Origin of the sequence: Rhodanobacter lycopersici (assembly GCF_040812335.1) — a bacterium.
GTDB classification, from domain to species: Bacteria; Pseudomonadota; Gammaproteobacteria; order Xanthomonadales; family Rhodanobacteraceae; genus Rhodanobacter_A; species Rhodanobacter_A lycopersici.
In genome coordinates this window covers 221327-239504 of sequence record NZ_JBFOHK010000001.1, presented here as the reverse complement: position 1 = coordinate 239504, position 18178 = coordinate 221327, and the positions used below count along the sequence as shown (strand labels likewise).

The window sequence follows — 18178 nt, the reverse complement described above, 5'->3', positions numbered from 1 at the left end:
CGACAGTCGCCTCTCACCTGTCCTCGATGACGCGCCCTGATCGCGATGCCCGCTGCGTGGTGGGTTGGGCTGCTGCTCGACGAAGCCCTACCGCCGGAAGAATCCGGCAAACCCGCGACTGGCGGGTTGAAACTCAACCTGCCAAGCCGGCGCAAGCGGCGTCTGCCTGATCGCACTCGCAAGCCACTGGAGATTCCGGGTCGGGCATGGCGGACTTCATGGCTGATGCCCTGTGGCCCGGACAGCGTTTCCGCACCTTCAAGCTCAACGACGATCACGGATCGCTGCGGATCGAGATTGATAAATCGATGGGCTTCTGGACGATGGCCGGGTCACCATGCATGACTTTCGGCATGGAGCGGTTGTCCTTTTTGTTGCTCCGGCGTGTCAACCATAAATTGTCTAGACAGTTTATCTATGGTTCTCACCCGCCAATCTCAGCGCTTGGCCATGGCGATGGGCTTGCCTGTCTGCAGCCTTGGTCGACGGAAGTCAACGGATCATGTGGATCGTAAAAATCGCCCTCGAGCGACCGCTGACGTTCATCGTCCTGGCGCTGCTGCTGCTGATACTCGGGCCGCTCGCGATCCTGCATACACCCACCGATATCTTCCCGAACATCGATATCCCCGTCGTCTCGGTGGTGTGGCAGTACACCGGCCTGCCCGCCGACGACATGAACAACCGCATTGTGACGGGCTTCGAGCGGGCGATCACCACCACCGTGAACGACGTCGAGCACACCGAGACGCAGTCGTTGAACGGCGTCGGCCTGGTCAAGGTGTTCTTCCAGCCGAACGTCAACATCGACATGGCGGTGGCGCAGATCACCTCGATTTCGCAGACCGTGGTCAAGTCGATGCCACCGGGCACGACGCCGCCGCTGGTGATCGTCTACAACGCGTCGAGCGTGCCGATCCTGCAGTTCGCGCTGTCGTCGAAGAACCTGTCCGAGACCACCATCTTCGACGATGCCAACCAGACCGTACGCCCCTTCATCACCGCCGTACGCGGTGCGGCCACGCCCTACCCCTACGGCGGCAAGCAGCGCCAGATCGAGGTCGACCTGAACCCGCAGGCCTTGCTGGCACATGGGTTGTCGCCGAGCGACGTGGTCACCGCGATCGGCGCTCAGAACCTGATCCTTCCCGCCGGCACCGAAAAAATCGGCGACATCGAATACAGCGTGCGCCTGAACGGCAGCCCGCAGCAGATTTCCGAGCTCAACAACGCGCCCATCCGCACCGTCAACGGCATCACCACCTACATCCGCGATGTGGCGCATGTACACGACGGCTCGCCGCCGCAGACCAACGTGGTGCGCGTGGACGGCCAACGCGCGGTGCTGATGTCGATCCTGAAGATCGGCAATGCCTCCACGCTGGACATCGTCGACAGCCTGCGCGCCATGCTGCCGCGGGTCCGCGCGGCGATACCGAAGAACCTGCAGATCAATGCGATCTCGGACCAGTCGCTGTTCGTGCGGGCAGCGATCACGGGAGTGATCCGCGAAGGCGTGATCGCGGCGGCACTCACCGGGCTGATGATCCTGCTGTTCCTGGGCTCATGGCGTTCCACGCTGATCATCGCCATCTCGATCCCGCTGTCGATCCTGGCCTCGATCATCGCGCTGTCCGCGCTGGGCGAAACGATCAACATCATGACCCTGGGCGGCCTGGCGCTGGCGGTGGGCATCCTGGTCGACGACGCCACGGTGACCATCGAGAACATCAACTCGCACCTGGAGGAAGGCAAGGAAGTCTACGAGGCGATCATGGAAGGCGCGCACCAGATCGCGGTGCCGGCGCTGGTCTCGACACTGTCGATCTGCATCGTGTTCGTGCCGATCTTCTTTCTCGGCGGTGTCGCCAAGTATCTGTTCGCACCGCTGGCCGAGGCCGTCGTGTTCGCCATGCTGGCCTCGTACGTGCTGTCGCGGACGCTGGTGCCCACGCTGTCGCTGTACTGGCTGAAGAAGCATGTGCACGGCGAAGTGCCGAAGGGGCCGCTTGGGCGTTTCCAGGCCGCTTTCGAAAAACGCTTTGCGAGTATCCGCGACAGTTATCGCGGCGCGCTGGAAACCGCGGAAGAACACCGTGGCCTGTTCGCCGTGCTGTTCTTCGCCAGTTGCATACTCTCGGTGGCGCTGCTGGTGCCGTGGCTGGGGCGCGATTTCTTCCCGTATGTCGACGGCGGCCAGATCAAGCTGCACTTCCGCGCCGAGACCGGCCTGCGCATCGAGGAGACCGCGCGCCTGGCCGACGGCATCGAGGGCGTGATCCGCCGGACCATCCCGGCGAACGAGCTGGACAGCATCGTCGATACGCTGGGCCTGCCCTACAGCGGCATCAACCTCTCCTACAGCAATACCGGCGTGGTCGGCACGTCCGACGGCGACATCTTCGTCACCCTGAACGGCAATCACCACCCGACCATCGATTACGTCCGCTCGCTGCGGCGGCAACTGGCGCAGAAGTATCCCGGGGTGATCTTCTCGTTCCTGCCCGCGGACATGGTCGGCCAGATCCTCAACTTCGGCTCGCCCGCGCCGATCGACGTGCAGGTGAGCGGGCATGATCCCAAGGCCATCGCGAAGGTGGCGGACGACCTCTACCACCAGCTCGCCCGCGTGCCGGGACTGGTCGACCTGCGCATCCAGCAGGCGCTCAACCTGCCACAGATCAACGTCAACGTGAATCGCACGCGCGCCAGCCTGGTCGGCCTCACCACACAGGACGTGGCGAGCAACCTGCTGACCGCCCTCGCCGGCTCCTCGCAGGTCAGCCCGACCTTCTGGGTCGATCCGCGGACGGGCATCAGCTACACCATCGCCACGCAGGCGCCGCAGTACCGGATCGATACCCTGCAGGAACTGAAGACGCTGCCGATCACCAGCACGACGGGCGCCGCGGCACCAGCCGCGAGCAATACCAGCAGCCTCGATACCAGTGGTTCGGCCAGCCAGATACTCGAGAACCTGGCCAGCTTCTCGCGCAGCGTCGGACCGGCCATCGTCACGCACTACAGCACCCGGCCGACCATGGATCTGTATGCGTCCGTCGACCACACCGACCTGGGCAGTGTCGCCACCAGCGTGCAGCGCATCGTCGACGCCTATTCCAGGCACCTGCCGCGTGATGTGGACATCGATGTGCGCGGACAGGTGCAGACCATGGCCGCGTCCTATCGCGGCCTGCTCGGCGGCCTGGCGTTCGCGATTGTGCTGGTGTACCTGCTGATCGTGGTGAATTTCCAGAGCTGGCTGGACCCGCTGATCATCATCGCGGCGCTGCCCGCGGCACTGGCCGGACTGGTCTGGATGCTGTTCCTGACCGGCACGCCGCTGTCGGTGCCGGCCCTGATGGGCGCGATCATGTGCATGGGTGTGGCCACCGCCAACTCGATCCTGGTGATCAGTTTCGCGCGCGAGCAGCTGGATCGGCACGGCGACCCGGTCAAGGCCGCGATCGATGCCGGTTTCGCCCGTTTCCGCCCGGTGCTGATGACCGCCTTCGCGATGATCATCGGCATGGTGCCGATGGCGCTGGGGCTGGGCGAAGGCGGCGAGCAGAATGCCCCCCTCGGCCGCGCGGTGATCGGCGGCCTGCTGCTGGCGACGGCGGCCACGCTGTTCTTCGTGCCGACCTTCTTCAGCCTGTTGCACCGGCGTCGCCAGGCGCGCCTCGATGCTGCCGCCGCTTGAGACTCTTGATCATGCCAACCCGGAACGTCCGTGCCCCAGCCCGCCCCGCCAAGCCATCGCACCGAGCGCGACTGGTGCTCATCGCGCTCGGCATCGTGCTGATCGCGCTCGCCGCACTTGGCATCCTCCAGCGCATGCATGCGCAGCATGAGTTGAGCGAGAACACCGACCGCAATGCCGTACCGATCGTGGCCGTCCTGATACCAAAGGCGGCTCCCGCGGACCAATCGCTGACCCTGCCCGGCACCGTCGACTCGTGGCAGGACGCGCAGATCTACGCACGCACCACGGGCTACGTGGCCAAGTGGTACGTGGACATCGGTGCCAGGGTGAAGAAGGGCCAGCGTCTCGCCGACCTGGATACGCCCGACGTCGACAACGAGCTGCTCCAGGGCCAGGCGCAGATGCGCACCGACGAAGCGAACGAGAAGCTGGCCAAGGTCACCGCCGACCGCTACGAGACACTGGTCAAGCAGGGCCTGGTGGCGTTGCAGACCGGCGACCAGTACGTCGCCCAGTTGAACGCCGACATCGCCACCGTGGAAGCGGACCGCGCCAACGTCGCCAAACTCGAGAACATGGAGCAGTTCAAGTACATCACGGCCCCGTTCGACGGCGTGATCACCCAGCGCAACCTGGATGTCGGCGCGCTGGTCGATGCCGGCTCGACCGGCAGCAACCTGTTCGTGATCGCCGACACCAGCAAGCTGCGCGTGTTCATCGACGTGCCCGAGAGCTATGCCAGCAGCGTGCACATCGGCATGCCGGCCACCGTGACCCTGAGCAGCTATGGCACCCAGCCATTCGCGGGCAGCGTGGCGCGCACCGCCGATGCGCTTGATCCGAACACCCGCACCCTGCGCACCGAGATCGACGTGGACAACGCCGGCCAGGCGCTGGTCCCCGGCGTGTACGCCAACGTCAAGCTGGCGCTGGCAACGGCTACGCACAATTTCATCGTGCCGGCCAATACCCTGCTGTTCCGCAGCGAGGGGCTGCGCATCGCCTTGGTCGATGCGCAGCAGCACGTGCACCTGCAGCCGATCACGCTGGGGCGCGATTTCGGCAACACGATCGAAGTGACCAGCGGCCTTGATGTGCAGGATCGCATCATCCTCAACCCGGCCGATTCGCTGTACGAAGGCGAGCCGGTCAGCATCGCCAGCCACGACCGCTGATCAAGGCTTGCGGCTCGACACCCATCCGTGACTGCGCATGTCTGCAGGCGTTCCGTCGGACCAGTTTGGGGCCGCGACCAGGAACACGAGAATCGCCGGCAGTCCCTTCATTGCGGGATGCTCTCCCGGCGAGATGAACCGATAGGCGCTGGACATGGCCGACGAGCCCGCAGCACCGGAACCCCAATCCCTGCCATCCCTGACCAGGGTGTCAAACATGCTCCGCCGTTGCCGGCGGAGCGCTGCGGGTTTCCCGAGGACATCCCGTTGGTCCATGAAGTGCGTGGCGCCGGCGACCAGCGCCACGCTTCGAGGCGGCTCAGGGATGCGGCCGGCTCCTTCCCTGCCCCGGCAATGCTCCCGGATCGATATCCCCCGGCGGCCGCTTTCGGTCAGGCCATGATCAGGGTGCGTGCGCGCCCGCCTGCAGCTTCTGCACGATGGCCAGCGAACGCTGGACGTGATCCTGAGGGTGCAGGTGGTCGGCTTCCGAGGACAGCGTGGCGATGATCCTGCCATCGCGACCGATCACGAAGGTGGTGCGCGGAATGAAGCCGTGGTCGATGGCCACGCCGCGCACGTCCTTCAGACCGGACTGTGCAGCCTGCATCGTGAGCCCATACGAGGCGGCGATCTTGCCACCGGCATCGGAGGCGACCGGGAACTTGCCGGCGCAGTAGTTCGGGTCGGACGAAAACGCGTTGAGCCGCTGGATGCTGTCGGCCGAGACGCCGATGATGGTGGCGCCGGCCGCGTCGAACTTGTCCTTCTGCGTGGCGAAGGTATGCGCCTCGATGTCGCAGCCGCCGGTGTAGGCCGATGGATAGAAATACACCACGACCGGTCCCTTCTTGAGCGCGTCCTTCAGCGAGAAACTGAAGTCCTTGCCGGCGAGGCTGGCTTCGGCGGTAAAGTCCGGTGCGCGGTCCCCCTGCTTCACTGCAGCGAAGGACGGTGCGGCCAGGAACGACGTCGCCACCACACACGCCGCGATCAAACCCACGAGATGCTTGTTCATATCAACCATCCTCTGTTTGGAATACTTGACCACTTTACGCCGCCTTGAACCCGTCGGGCCTGTGCCCAAAGTCCGGCAGTGGGTTCATGCGGTGCAGAAAAATCCCCGTGAGTTCATGCGCACGTCGCACTGCCGGATCAATCGGCATGGCTTCTTGGTTCAGCGCGCCATTGCAACGCCCTCGGTGTCGCTGTTCGCTGGAAGACGCCGGACGAGGCCGCCTGCCATGCTCCGGTAATCGCGCGGCGTCATGCCCACGATGGCCTTGAACTGGCGGGCGAAGGCGCTCTGGTCGGCGAAACCGCATGCCAGGCCGATGCCGGCGATGCGCTCGTCGCCGTGCAGCAGGCGCATGGCCTCCTCGATGCGCAGCTTGGTCAGCCACTGCTGCGGCGTGAGCTGGAACACGCGCCTGAAATGCCGTTCGAGTTGCGCGACGGACAGGTTGGCCAGCCGGGCCATGGCGTGCACGCGCACCGCTTCGGCGTAATGCTCCTGCAGGTAGTCGAGCACGCGGCGCAGGCGGTCATAGACCGGGTGACGTCCGTCGGGCTGGCCCAGGTCGCGCGAAATGCCGATCACTCCCCTCACCCGCCCGCGGCTTGCCAGCGGCCGCTTACAGGTCAGGCACCAGCCGGCGGCACGGTTGGGGAAGATGTGCACTTCCAGCTGGTTCTCGATGGTCTCGCCGGCCAGCACGCGGCGATCCTGCATGGCATAGGAACCGCCCAGGCTGGACGGGAACAGGCTGTCGACGGTGCGGCCGATGACCTGGTCGCGGCGCTTCAGGCCCAGGCGGCGGATCAGGGTGAGGTTGGCGTGCGTGTAGCGCCCGGCATCGTCCTTGACGAAGAAAACCACGTCCGGCAGCGCGTCGAACAAACGCTCCAGTTCATCGGCGGAAATCTTCATCGTCGTCGCCCCTCCGTGCTGCGCAGCCGGGCTGCGACAACATCGCGTATCCACCGAACATAGCATGCTCGCCGGGGCATCGCGGCGCCCCCCCGCTCACGCGGGTGACTATGCGGAATTCCGCATCGGATGCCCGCAATGCCGTCTATACGTGCTGCCCCGCTAGGGGCCAGCATGGCGGCATGCACACCGTATCCGTCATCGATTCGCATACGGCCGGCGAACCGACCCGCGTGGTCATCGGCGGTTTCCCCGATCTCGGCTCCGGCACGCTGGCGCAACGCCTGCGGGTCTTCCGCGGGCAGCACGACCGCTGGCGCAGCGCGATCGCCTGCGAGCCGCGCGGTTCGGACACCATGGTGGGCGCGCTGCTGCAGGCCCCGCAGGATCCCGGTGCCTGCGCCGGGGTGATCTTCTTCAACAACGTCGGTTATCTCGGCATGTGTGGCCACGGCACCATCGGCGTCATCCGCACGCTGGCGCACCTTGGCCGCATCGACACCGGCCGGCACCAGCTGGAAACGCCGGTGGGAACGGTGGGCGTGGAGCTGTGCGCCGATGGCCGCGTCTTCATCGACAACGTGGAAAGCCATCGCCACGTGAAGGCCGTCGACGTCGACGTGCCCGGCTACGGCACGGTGACCGGCGACGTCGCCTGGGGCGGCAACTGGTTCTTCATCACCGGGCAGACGCCGGCGCCGCTGACCTTGGCCAACGAGCGCGCGCTGACCGCCTACACCGAGGCGATCCGCCATGCGCTGGAACGCGCCGGCATCACCGGGGCGGACGGCGCCGAGATCGACCACATCGAGGTCAACGCCGGTTCCCCCGAGGACGCCACCCAGGCGCGCAACTACGTGCTCTGCCCAGGCATGGCCTACGACCGCTCGCCCTGCGGCACCGGCACTAGCGCGAAGCTGGCCTGCCTGGCTGCCGACGGCAAGTTGGCGCCGGGCCAGGTCTGGCATCAGGAAGGCATCCTGGGCACCGCCTTCGAGGCCAGCTACCGCCCCGGCCCCCGTGGCGTGTTGCCGCGCATCGGCGGCCGTGCCTGGATCACCGCGCAGGCGCAATTGCTGATCGACGACGACGACCCGTTCGCCTGGGGCATCCGCGTCCGATGAATGTGCGCGGCTCCTGCTACGACCTGATCGTGGTCGGTGCCGGCATCGTCGGCACCGCCTGCGCCGAGGCGGCCTCCGGCGAGGGGCTGCGGGTGGCCGTGGTCGAGCCGGCGGCGATCGGCGGCGGCGCCACCGCCGCGGCCATGGGGCATCTGGTCGCGATGGACGACGATCCGGCGGAACTGGCCCTGTCGCGCTACTCGCTGCGCTGTTGGGACGAATACGCGAGCCTGCCCGCAGCCGAATTCAGCCGCTGCGGCACACTGTGGGTGGCCGGCAACGACGAGGAATGCGCGGCCATCGGCCGTCGCGTCGGGCGACTGGCCGCAGCCGGCATCCACGCCGAAACGCTGGATGCCACCACGCTCTACGAAGCGGAACCGGCGCTGGCGCCGGGTCTGGCCGGCGGCATGCTGGTGCCGGCCGAAGCGGTGGTCTATCCGCCGCGCATGGCGCGCCATCTGCTGGCCCAGGCGCAGACGCGCGGCGCACACCTGTTCGCCGGCCGCCGCGTGGTCGCCCTGCATGCCGACGGCGCCACGCTCGACGATGGTGAGCGCCTGCATGGGCCCGTGCTGGTCGCCACGGGCTGCGCCACACCGACGCTGCTGCCGCAGCTGCCGCTGCGCGGACGCAAGGGGCATCTGGTGATCACCGACCGCTACCCCGGGCTGCTGCGCCACCAGGTACTGGAGCTGGGCTATGCCGCCAGCGCCCACGGCAGCGAGAGCAGCAGCGTCGCCTTCAACGTGCAGCCGCGGCCAACGGGGCAGATCCTGATCGGCTCCTCGCGCGAATTCGACGCGGACGACGACGGCGTTTCGCGGCCGCTGCTGCGCCGCATGCTGGCCCGCGCCTTCCACTTCATGCCGGCCCTGCGCGAACTGCAGGCGCTGCGCGTATGGACCGGCCAGCGTCCGACCAGCCTCGACGGCCGTCCCTACCTGGGTGCGGTGGGCGACAGCGGGCGCCTGTGGGTCGCCGCCGGCCACGAAGGCTTGGGCGTCACCACCGCGCTGGGCAGCGCCCGCCTGATGGTCGACCTGATCCTCGGACGCGCGCCGGCGATCGACTCCACGCCCTTCGCACCTGCGCGGGTGATGGCATGAACCGGATCACGCTGCGCGTCGACGGCATACCGCTGCAGGTGGACGCGGGCATCAGCGTGGCCGCGGCCGTGGCCCACGTGCACACCGGTCCGCGACGCTCCTGCAGCGGCCAGCCACGTGCGCCGTTCTGCGGCATGGGCGTGTGCTTCGAATGCCGTGTGCGCATCGACGGCGTAGCGCAGCAGCGCGCCTGCCTGGTCGTGGTACGCGACGGCATGGAGGTCGTGACGGATGCTTGAGCATTGTCACTACGACGTGCTGGTGGTGGGCGCCGGTCCCGGCGGCCTGGCGGCTGCGTGTACCGTGGCGACTCATGGAAAGCGGGTCGCACTGGTCGACATGCAGCCGCGGCCCGGCGGTCAGGTCTGGCGGCACGACATTGCCCACGGCGCACCGCGTGCGGCCCGGCGCGCCATCGCCCGCGCCGCCGCCGGTGTCGAATTGCTGGCCGGCACCCAGGTGGTCGACGCCGAGCACGGCACGCTGCGCCTCGAGCGCGGCGACGACACCTTCGACGTCAGCTACGGCGCACTGATCCTGGCCACCGGCGCGCGCGAACTGCTGCTGCCGTTCCCGGGCTGGACACTGCCCGGCGTCAGCGGCGCCGGCGGCCTGCAGGCGCTGGCCAAGCAAGGCTTCCCGGTGGCCGGCAAGCGCGTGCTGGTCGCCGGCAGCGGACCACTGCTGCTCGCGACGGCGGTCACCTTGCGCCGGCACGGCGCGCAACTGCTCGGCATCGTCGAGCAGGCCCCGCATGCGCAGGTGATGCGTTTCGCGCGCGGGCTGTGGCGCTGGCCGGCGCGCGCCACGCAGGCGCTGCAGCTGCAGGCACAGCTCATGGGCGTGCCGCGTTTCGATGGTCACTGCGTGGTGGCTGCGCATGGCCGCGACGCGCTGGAAGCCGTCGAACTGGAAGACGCCGATGGCCAGCGCCGTCGCATCGGCTGCGACCTGCTCGGCACCGGTTACGGACTGCTGCCGAACGTGGAACTGGCCGCTTTGCTCGGTTGCGCGCTGGAGCCCGAGGGCGCGCAGCAGCGGGTGCGCGTGGATGCCTGGCAGCGCACCAGCATCGACGGCATTTATGCGGTAGGCGAGGCCTGCGGCATCGGCGGCTTGCACAGCGCCCGGCTGGAAGGCGCGATCGCTGCCCACGTCGCCTGCGGCCGGCCGCAACGGACGCAGGCGCTGCTGCGTCGCCGCGACCACGCACGCCGTTTCGCCGCGACGCTGGCGCAGACCTTCGCGCTGCAACCGCGGGTGCGTCGGCTGGCGGACCCCGACACTTTGATCTGCCGCTGCGAGGATGTGCCGCTGGCCGCCCTCGACGGCTTCACCGATGCCCGCGCCGCCAAGCTGGCCACGCGCTGCGGCATGGGCGCCTGCCAGGGCCGCATCTGCGGCGCGGTGCTGGCCGAGCTCGGCCGCTTCCCGCGCGGCGGCGGGCGCCCTCCCCTGTTCCCCGCGAGGCTGGCCACGCTGGCCGCGGTTTCCGAATCCCGCGAACCCCTGTCTGGAGTGCAACCATGAGCAATGCTTCATTCTGGCGTGGCGTCATCCCCGCCATCACCACGCCGTTCACCGCCGACGATGCCGTCGACCACGCCTTCCTCGCACGCCATGCCAAGTGGATGATCGACGCCGGCTGCACCGGCGTCGTGCCGCTGGGCTCGCTGGGCGAAGCGGCGACGCTGGGCTTCGAGGAGAAGGTGGCGATCATGCGCACCCTGGTCGAGGCGCTGGCCGGCCGCGCGCCGGTGATCGCCGGCATCGCCGCGCTGTCCACCGCCGAGGCGGTGCGCCTGGCCAAGGCAGCTGCCAAGGCCGGCTGCGGCGGCCTGATGGTGCTGCCGCCCTACGTGTATTCCACCGACTGGCGCGAGATGGGGGCACACGCGCGCGCCATCATCGAGGCCACCGACCTGCCGTGCATGCTCTACAACAACCCGGTGGCGTACAAGACCGACTTCCAGCCCGGACAGGTCGCCGAACTCGCGACCGCCTATCCGCACCTGCAGGCGATCAAGGAATCCTCCGGCGACGTGCGCCGCTTCGCCGCCCTCCGCGCCCTGCTGGGCGATCGCCTGAACCTGCTGGTGGGCATGGACGACGCCATCGTCGAAGGCGCCGCAATGGGCGCCACCGGCTGGATCGCCGGCCTGGTCAACGCGTTGCCGCGGGAATCCGTGCGCCTGTACCAGCTGGCCACCGAAGGCGGCGCCGATGCCGCGATGGCGCTATACCAGTGGTTCCTGCCGCTGCTGCGGCTGGATACCGTGCCCACCTTCGTGCAGCTGATCAAGCTGGTGCAGGCCCAGGTGGGCATGGGCAGCGAGCAGGTGCGCGCACCGCGCCTGCCCGTCGCCGGCGCCGAACGCGAGGCGGCGCTGCGCGTCATCGGGCACGCCCTCGCCCATCGTCCGGAGCTCTGAACATGTCACGCACGGCCCCTGTCCTGATTGCCGGCGGCTGGCGCCAGGCCTGCGATGCCATCGGCAGTTTCCATGCCGAGAACCCTGCCACCGGCGAAGCGATCGACGGCGACTTTCCGGTTTCCGGCCCCACCGACATCGAGGCTGCGCTGGCTGCCGCCAGCGTGGTCGCGGCAGAGCTGGCGGCGACTGCGCCCGAACGCATCGCTGCCTTCCTCGACGCCTATGCCGACGGCATCGACGCGGCCAACGCGGAGCTGGCCGTGCTCGCCCATGCGGAGACCGGTCTGCCACGCGACACGCGCCTGGCCAAGGTCGAGCTGCCGCGCACCAGCGGCCAGCTGCGCCAGGCTGCCGTCACGGTACGCAACCGCAGCTGGACGCAGCCGGTGGTCGACACCGCCGCCGGCCTGCGCACACACCTGGCCCCGTTGCACAAGCCGGTGCTGGTGTTCGGGCCGAACAATTTTCCGTATGCCTTCAACGCCATCGCCGGCAGCGACTTCGCCTCGGCGATCGCCGCGCGCAATCCGGTGATCGCCAAGGCGCATCCCGCGCATCCGCACACCAGCCGGCGCCTCGCCGAAATCGCCCATGCCGCGCTGCTCGCCAGTGGGCTGCCGGCGGCTGCCGTGCAGATGCTGTATCACTTCGACAGTACGCTCGGCCTGCGCCTGTGCGGCGACAGCCGCCTCGGCGCGATCGGTTTCACCGGCAGCCGCGCCGCGGGACTGGCGATCAAGGACGCGGCCGACCGCGCCGGCATCCCGGTCTACGTGGAACTTTCCAGCGTGAATCCGGTGTTCCTGCTGCCCGGCGCCTTGGCCGAGCGCGGTGCGGCGCTGGCCGAGGAGTTCTTCACCTCCTGCACCATGGGCAGTGGCCAGTTCTGCACGAACCCCGGCGTGGTGATCGTGCCCAGCGGCGTGGACGGCGAAGCCTTTGTCGAAGCAGCGCGCGAACGCTTCGCCGCGGCACCCGCCGGCGTGCTGTTCTCGCGCGGCGTGCTCGACCACCTGGTGCGCAGCGTCGACGCCCTGCGCGCCGCCGGCGCGCACTGCCTGGCCGGCGGCCAGCGTGGCGATGGCCCGGGCCATCGCTACCAGCCGACCCTGCTCAGCGTCGATGCCGCGGCATTCCTCGCCAACCCGATCGCGCTGCAGACGGAAGCTTTCGGCCCGGTCAGCCTGCTGGTACGCGCCGAAGGCGTGGACAGCATGGCCGCGCTGGCGGCGGCTTTCGAAGGCAACCTCACCGGTACGATCTACCGCGCCGGCGACGGCCGCGACGACGACGCGTGGCAACGCGTGGCGGCGGCGCTGCGCCCGCGGGTGGGCCGCCTGATCGGCAACAGGATGCCCACCGGCGTGGCCGTGAGTGCGGCCATGAACCATGGCGGTCCCTATCCCAGTACCGGCCACCCGGGCTTCACCGCCGTCGGTATGCCGGCGGCGATCCGTCGCTTCGCCGCGCTGCATTGCTACGACCACGTGCCCGATCCGCTGCTGCCGCCCGAGCTGCGCGACCGCAATCCCGGCGGCCTGCCCCGGCTGGTGGACGGTCGCTGGAGCGAGGCCGACCTGGGTTCCGCATGAGCAACCGGATCGAAGGACTGGCGCCATGGACGACGTTGGCCATCGACCCATCCTTTACCACCTGACACGGAAAGACCGCCATGTCCATGCTGATGCTCGGCCTTGCCTGCGCCGCCGGCCTCGCCACCGCCGCTCCGGCCCACGCCGCCGGCACGCCGGACGCCGCCTTCAAGGCTCTGTACACGCAGGAATGGGCATGGCGCCAGGACCAGTTCACCGCCGACGAGGATTCGCATCCCGGCGATCCCGCGCCACACCTGCCGCATGTCGATGCGGATACCCAGGCCAGGCGGCAGGCCTGCTGGCAGCAGGTGGCGGACCGACTCGCGACGATCCCGCGCGACCAGCTCACGCCGGCGGACCAGGTCAACTACGACGTCTACGCCTACCAGATCCGCAGCCTGCTCGACGACCAGAAATTCCGCACCTGGGAAATGCCGTTCAACAGCGACACGGCGTTCTGGAGCGACCTGGGCTTCACCGCGCGCAGCCATATCCAGAGCCTGCAGGGTTACCGCGACTACCTGAGCCAGCTCGGCGACATCCCGCGCTATTTCGACGAGCAGATCGCCAACATGCGCCTGGGCCTGGCGCGCGGCTTCAGCCAGCCCAAGGTGATCCTGCAGGGGCGCGACGCCTACATCGCCGGGATCGCAGCCGCCCAGGGCGAAGCCAACCTGTTCTACACGCCATTCAAGCAGATGCCGGGCAACATCCCGGCCGCCGAACAGGCCGCGTTGCGGGCGCAGGCGCTGCAGGAGATCGCCACGAAGGTGATCCCGGCCTACACGAAGCTGCTGCAGTTCATGCGCGACGTCTACATGAAGCAGGCGCGCGACTCGATCGCCGCCTACGACCTGCCCGACGGCAAGGCCTTCTACCAATCCCAGATCCGCGAATACACCACGCTGGACATGAGCCCGCAGCAGATCCACGCGCTGGGGCTCAGGGAGATGGCGCGCATCCACCAGGAGATGCTCGACACCATCAGGCAGACCGGCTTCAAGGGCAGCTTCGCCGACTTCCTGCACTACCTGCGCACCGATCCGCGCTTCTACGCGAAGACGCCGCAGGAACTGCTGATGGATGCCGCGTGGATCGCCAAGGAGGTGGACGGCGTGATCGGCCAGTACATCGGCCACCTGCCGCGCGAGCGCTTCGCGATCAAGCCGGTGCCGGCGGACCTGGCGCCGTTCTACACCGGCGGCCGCGGCGGCCCCGGCGTCTACCTGGTCAACACCTATGACCTGCCGTCGCGGCCGCTGTACTCGCTGCCGGCGCTGACCCTGCACGAATCCTCGCCGGGACACGCGCTGCAGATGCCGCTGGCGGCCGAGTTCCCCTGGCTGCCCGACTTCCGCCGCTACAGCTACATCTCCGCCTACGGCGAAGGCTGGGCGCTGTACTGCGAGTACCTGGGCCAGGAGATGGGCATCTACAAGACCCCGTACGACCGCTTTGGCTACCTGAGCTACCAGGCCTGGCGCGCGGCGCGGCTGGTGGTGGATACCGGCATCCACGCGATGGGCTGGACGCGCAGACAGGCGCAGGACTACCTGCGCGAGAACACCGCCCTGGCCGATCACGAGATCGAGACCGAGGCGGACCGCTACATCGCATGGCCGGGCCAGGCGCTTTCCTACTACCTGGGGGAAATGGCCATCCGCGACGATCGCGCGAAGGCCGAGCAGGCGCTGGGGACGAAGTTCGACATCCGCGCCTTCCACGACGCGGTGCTGTCCACCGGCTCGGTGCCCCTGCCGGTGCTCAACGCACGCATCGACCGCTTCATCGCCGACGGCGGCAAGTCGCCGTATGCCGACGGCAAGGCTGCCGACGGCAAGGATTGCAACTGCGCTTCGCACTGACCCCACCGCCACCGGACCGTCGCCCATGCCAGCCAGCGGAAGCTTCCATCGGGAGCTCAGCCTCACCGACCTGACCTTCATCGGACTAGGCGCCATCTTCGGCTCCGGCTGGCTGTTCTCGGCCAGCCACGTGGCCGCCATCGCCGGCCCCGCCGGCATTGTGTCGTGGCTGATCGGCGGCGCCGCGGTGCTGCTGCTCGGCCTGGTGTACTGCGAGCTGGGCGCGGCGCTGCCGCGCGCGGGTGGCGTGGTGCGCTATCCGGAGTATTCGCACGGCGTGCTGTTGGGTTCGCTGATGGCCTTCGTCACCCTGATCGCCTTCTCCAGCCTGATCGCGATCGAGACTGTGGCCTGCCGCCAGTACGCGGCCGCCTGGTTTCCCGCGCTCAGCCGCGACGCGGCCGGCGATCCCACCGTGCTCGGCTGGTTCGTGCAGTTGGCCCTGCTCGCGCTGTTCTTCGTCCTCAACTACTTCAGCGTCAAGACCTTCGCCAAGGCCAACAACCTGGTCAGCATCTTCAAGTTCCTGGTGCCGCTGCTGGTGATCGTGGTGCTGCTGACGCATTACCAGCCGCAGAACATGCACCTGCACGGCTTCGCGCCGCACGGCTTCGGCGGCGTGGAGCGCGCGGTCTCGGCCGGCGGCGTGATCTTCGCCTACCTCGGGCTGACGCCGATCGTCTCGGTGGCCAGCGAGGTGCGCGACCCGCAGCGCACCATCCCGATCGCGCTGATCCTGTCGGTGCTGCTGTCCACCGCGATCTACCTGCTGCTGCAGCTGGCCTTCCTCGGCAGCATCCCCGCGTCGTTGCTGGCCCATGGCTGGAGCGACATGGGCACCCTGTTCGCGCTGCCCTACCACGACATCGCGCTGACCCTTGGCATCGGCTGGCTGGCCACGCTGGTGGTTTGCGATGCAGTGATCTCGCCCAGCGGCACTGGCAACATCTACATGAACGCCACGCCGCGCGTGGTGTATGCATGGGCGCGCAGCGGCGCCTTCTTTCCATGCTTCACGCACATCGACGAACGCTCGGGCATCCCGCGCGCGGCGCTGTGGCTGAGCTTCGCCCTGTCGGTATTCTGGACACTGCCGTTCCCCTCCTGGCAGGCGATGATCAACGTGGTCTCGGCGGCCCTGGTGCTGAGCTATGCGATGGCGCCGATCACGGTCGCCGCGCTGCGCCGGAACGCGCCACAGCTGGCGCGGCCGTTCCGGGTCCGCGCGATCAGCCTGCTCGGCCCGCTGTCCTTCATCGTCGCCACCCTGATCGTGTACTGGTCGAGTTGGCAGACCGTGTCCTGGTTGCTCGGGCTGCAGATCGCGCTGTTCGCGGTCTACGTGCTGTACCGCCTGCCGACGGCGGACGGGCGGGCACGGTTGCGGCACGAAGTCTCCGCGACGTGGTGGCTGGTCGCCTATTACGCGCTGCTCATCGCGCTGTCCTGGCTGGGCAGCTTCGGCGGTCGCGGCAGCCTGGCGCATCCCTGGGATTCGCTGGCCGTCGCCCTGGTCGGACTGCTCATCTACCACTGGGGCGCGCGCAGCGGCCTGCCCGCGCAGCGGCTGGACCTGGGCACCGACGCCGACTGAGCCATCCAGCTCACCTGTGTTCGTGCGCGGGCCGCTTCGTGTTGCGAGTTGCGCCTTGGTCCCGCAGTACGGGGCGTCGAGGTGATCGCGAATCCGTGCGGTTTGCAGCCTGGGATGTAGCGATCCGCATGTCTGATAAGCCCCATGGGTGCGCGACATCGGCACAGTCGGTGGATGGTTCGCGCAGACGGGCGAGAGATTGGCGAGCAGCCCTATTCCAGTCGCCACCATGATCATTCCACAGCGTTTGGCCGAAAATGATGCGACGCATCATCAATGGCTCGTATCGAGCACTCATATTTTTCATTGTTTTTATATAAAACAATGAATTGAACTATATCCGCGATTCCGATCCAGCATGCCGCTTTGCAAATTGACAGCGGTGTCAATGGCTCGCAAGCTGATGCCCGTTCTATTGCGGGGGAGCGCGATGAACGCGGCAACCGACTATCCGGGTCGACAGGCGAATACCCCGACGACGTCATTTCTGGCGGCGGACGTCGGCGGGACGCACGCCCGTGTCGCGTTGATGCGGGTCTCGCCGGACCCCGGACGCGGCGTCGAGGTGCTTGCCTACCGCAAGTTCGTGTGCGCGGACTTTCCGGGGCTGGCGGAGCTGCTGCAGGCATTCATCGATGGCGACGCGCAGGTACCGGTGCGGCACTGTGTACTCGCCTGCGCGGGCCAGGTGATGGGTGACGAGGTCTTGAACGACAACCTCGCCTGGCCCATCCACCCGCCGCAATTGCGCCAGGCGCTTGCCCTGGATGACGTTGCCGTCCTCAATGACTTCGAGGCACTGGGGTACGCATTCGACACCTCCATTGCCCGCAACGGCCGCCGCCTGTGCGGACCGGCCATCCATGCCGATGGTCCGGCCCTGGTGATCGGACCGGGAACCGGCCTTGGCGCGGCGGTTCGCTTGCCGGGTCCCGCAGGCGACGTCGTGTTGACGACGGAAGTCGGTCAGATGGATTTTGCGCCGCATTCGATTCGCGAGCGCGAGCTCCTGGCGTACCTGGCGCCGGATGGCGGTTATGTGCCGTATGAGCACATCGTGTCAGGCCCCGGCCTGCTGACCGCGTATGCAGCCTTGTGCGTGTTGCATGGAGAAACGCCGAGGCTCGCCACGCCGGAAGCCGTCACCGCAGCGGCTGCGGCATGCAGCGACGCGCGGGCCGTGGAAGCCGTGGAGGTCTTTTGCGCAGCGCTGGGGAGTTTTGCCGGCAGCCTCGCCATGGCGTTCATGGCCGTCGGCGGCGTGTATCTGGCCGGCGGGTTCCTGTATTCCATGTTCACGCTGCTCGAGCGCAGCGCTTTCGAAGAGCGGTTCCTGCACGGTCGCAGCGCACGCGCGCTGCTGTCGCGGGTTCCGGTGTGGGTGACGGAACACGGCCGCCATGGCGTGCTGGGGGCAGCCAGGTGGTATCTCCGGCGCGGAGCGGCGGCTGGCGCGATACCGCGTCATGCCGGGTCGATCCCATGAACCGCGCCACGAGTCTCGCCATGGGCGGTCCCTTCACGGCCGACAAGCGCTGGCCCAAATGGCATTTCTGAATCAGGCGGCGCGCAGGACGCGCGCTGCGTAAGGGGAATACCGAATGGAAGCGGTCATGGCACGCAGGACCATGACCGATGCATCGAG

The 18178-nt window shown here is 67.9% G+C and carries 15 protein-coding genes; 12 read left to right on the top strand and 3 right to left on the bottom strand.

Going from position 1 to position 18178, the window contains the following annotated elements; translation table 11 throughout:
* Window positions 1–218 precede the first annotated feature (218 nt).
* The 3 genes from ABQJ54_RS01090 to ABQJ54_RS01080 all read left to right on the top strand — a co-directional run bounded on the left by ABQJ54_RS01090 (window position 219) and on the right by ABQJ54_RS01080 (window position 4881).
* On the top strand, window positions 219–515 hold the full coding sequence (locus tag ABQJ54_RS01090; protein WP_367852435.1) for a hypothetical protein: 297 nt from the start codon (window positions 219–221) through the stop codon (window positions 513–515).
* Window positions 503–3703 (top strand): efflux RND transporter permease subunit, encoded by a 3201-nt coding sequence (locus ABQJ54_RS01085; protein ID WP_367852434.1) that lies wholly within the window; start codon window positions 503–505, stop codon window positions 3701–3703. The genes ABQJ54_RS01090 and ABQJ54_RS01085 overlap by 13 nt, the downstream gene beginning before the upstream one ends.
* A 74-nt stretch (window positions 3704–3777) precedes the next feature.
* A complete protein-coding gene (locus ABQJ54_RS01080; protein ID WP_367852433.1) occupies window positions 3778–4881 on the top strand; it encodes an efflux RND transporter periplasmic adaptor subunit in 1104 nt (367 codons plus the stop codon).
* Here the strand turns inward: ABQJ54_RS01080 and ABQJ54_RS01075 are convergent, their stop codons facing one another.
* The 3 genes from ABQJ54_RS01075 to ABQJ54_RS01065 form a co-directional block, all read right to left on the bottom strand.
* Window positions 4882–5100, bottom strand: coding sequence for a hypothetical protein (locus ABQJ54_RS01075; RefSeq protein WP_367852432.1), 219 nt, complete (start codon window positions 5098–5100; stop codon window positions 4882–4884).
* Window positions 5101–5284: 184 nt separating this feature from the next.
* Window positions 5285–5899, bottom strand: a complete 615-nt coding sequence (locus ABQJ54_RS01070) for a peroxiredoxin (protein ID WP_367852431.1) — start codon at window positions 5897–5899, stop codon at window positions 5285–5287.
* 159 nt (window positions 5900–6058) lie between these two features.
* Window positions 6059–6811: an AraC family transcriptional regulator gene (locus ABQJ54_RS01065; protein ID WP_367852430.1), complete on the bottom strand. Its 753-nt coding sequence runs from the start codon at window positions 6809–6811 to the stop codon at window positions 6059–6061.
* Window positions 6812–6993: 182 nt separating this feature from the next.
* On the opposite strand from ABQJ54_RS01065, the gene ABQJ54_RS01060 reads away from it, so the two are divergent.
* The 9 genes from ABQJ54_RS01060 (at window position 6994) to ABQJ54_RS01020 (ending at window position 18019) form a co-directional block, all read left to right on the top strand.
* The gene (locus ABQJ54_RS01060) at window positions 6994–7935 is read left to right on the top strand and encodes a 4-hydroxyproline epimerase (protein ID WP_367852429.1); all 942 of its coding nucleotides are present in this window, start codon (window positions 6994–6996) and stop codon (window positions 7933–7935) included.
* Window positions 7932–9044, top strand: coding sequence for an NAD(P)/FAD-dependent oxidoreductase (locus tag ABQJ54_RS01055; RefSeq protein ID WP_367852428.1), 1113 nt, complete (start codon window positions 7932–7934; stop codon window positions 9042–9044). Before ABQJ54_RS01060 ends, ABQJ54_RS01055 begins: the two co-directional genes overlap by 4 nt.
* Window positions 9041–9283, top strand: coding sequence for a (2Fe-2S)-binding protein (locus tag ABQJ54_RS01050; RefSeq protein WP_367852427.1), 243 nt, complete (start codon window positions 9041–9043; stop codon window positions 9281–9283). Before ABQJ54_RS01055 ends, ABQJ54_RS01050 begins: the two co-directional genes overlap by 4 nt.
* Window positions 9276–10574, top strand: a complete 1299-nt coding sequence (locus tag ABQJ54_RS01045) for an FAD-dependent oxidoreductase (protein WP_367852426.1) — start codon at window positions 9276–9278, stop codon at window positions 10572–10574. Before ABQJ54_RS01050 ends, ABQJ54_RS01045 begins: the two co-directional genes overlap by 8 nt.
* Window positions 10571–11476, top strand: a complete 906-nt coding sequence (locus ABQJ54_RS01040; RefSeq protein ID WP_367852425.1) for a dihydrodipicolinate synthase family protein — start codon at window positions 10571–10573, stop codon at window positions 11474–11476. Before ABQJ54_RS01045 ends, ABQJ54_RS01040 begins: the two co-directional genes overlap by 4 nt.
* A gap of 2 nt (window positions 11477–11478) precedes the next feature.
* Entirely contained in the window at window positions 11479–13071 is a 1593-nt protein-coding gene (locus ABQJ54_RS01035; RefSeq protein ID WP_367852424.1) for an aldehyde dehydrogenase (NADP(+)), read from the top strand.
* Window positions 13072–13151: 80 nt separating this feature from the next.
* Window positions 13152–14939 (top strand): DUF885 domain-containing protein, encoded by a 1788-nt coding sequence (locus ABQJ54_RS01030; RefSeq protein WP_367852423.1) that lies wholly within the window; start codon window positions 13152–13154, stop codon window positions 14937–14939.
* Between the two features lie 25 nt (window positions 14940–14964).
* On the top strand, window positions 14965–16533 hold the full coding sequence (locus ABQJ54_RS01025; protein ID WP_367852422.1) for an APC family permease: 1569 nt from the start codon (window positions 14965–14967) through the stop codon (window positions 16531–16533).
* Between the two features lie 430 nt (window positions 16534–16963).
* Complete coding sequence (locus ABQJ54_RS01020; protein WP_367852421.1) at window positions 16964–18019, top strand: glucokinase; 1056 nt, start codon at window positions 16964–16966, stop codon at window positions 18017–18019.
* Window positions 18020–18178 lie beyond the last annotated feature (159 nt).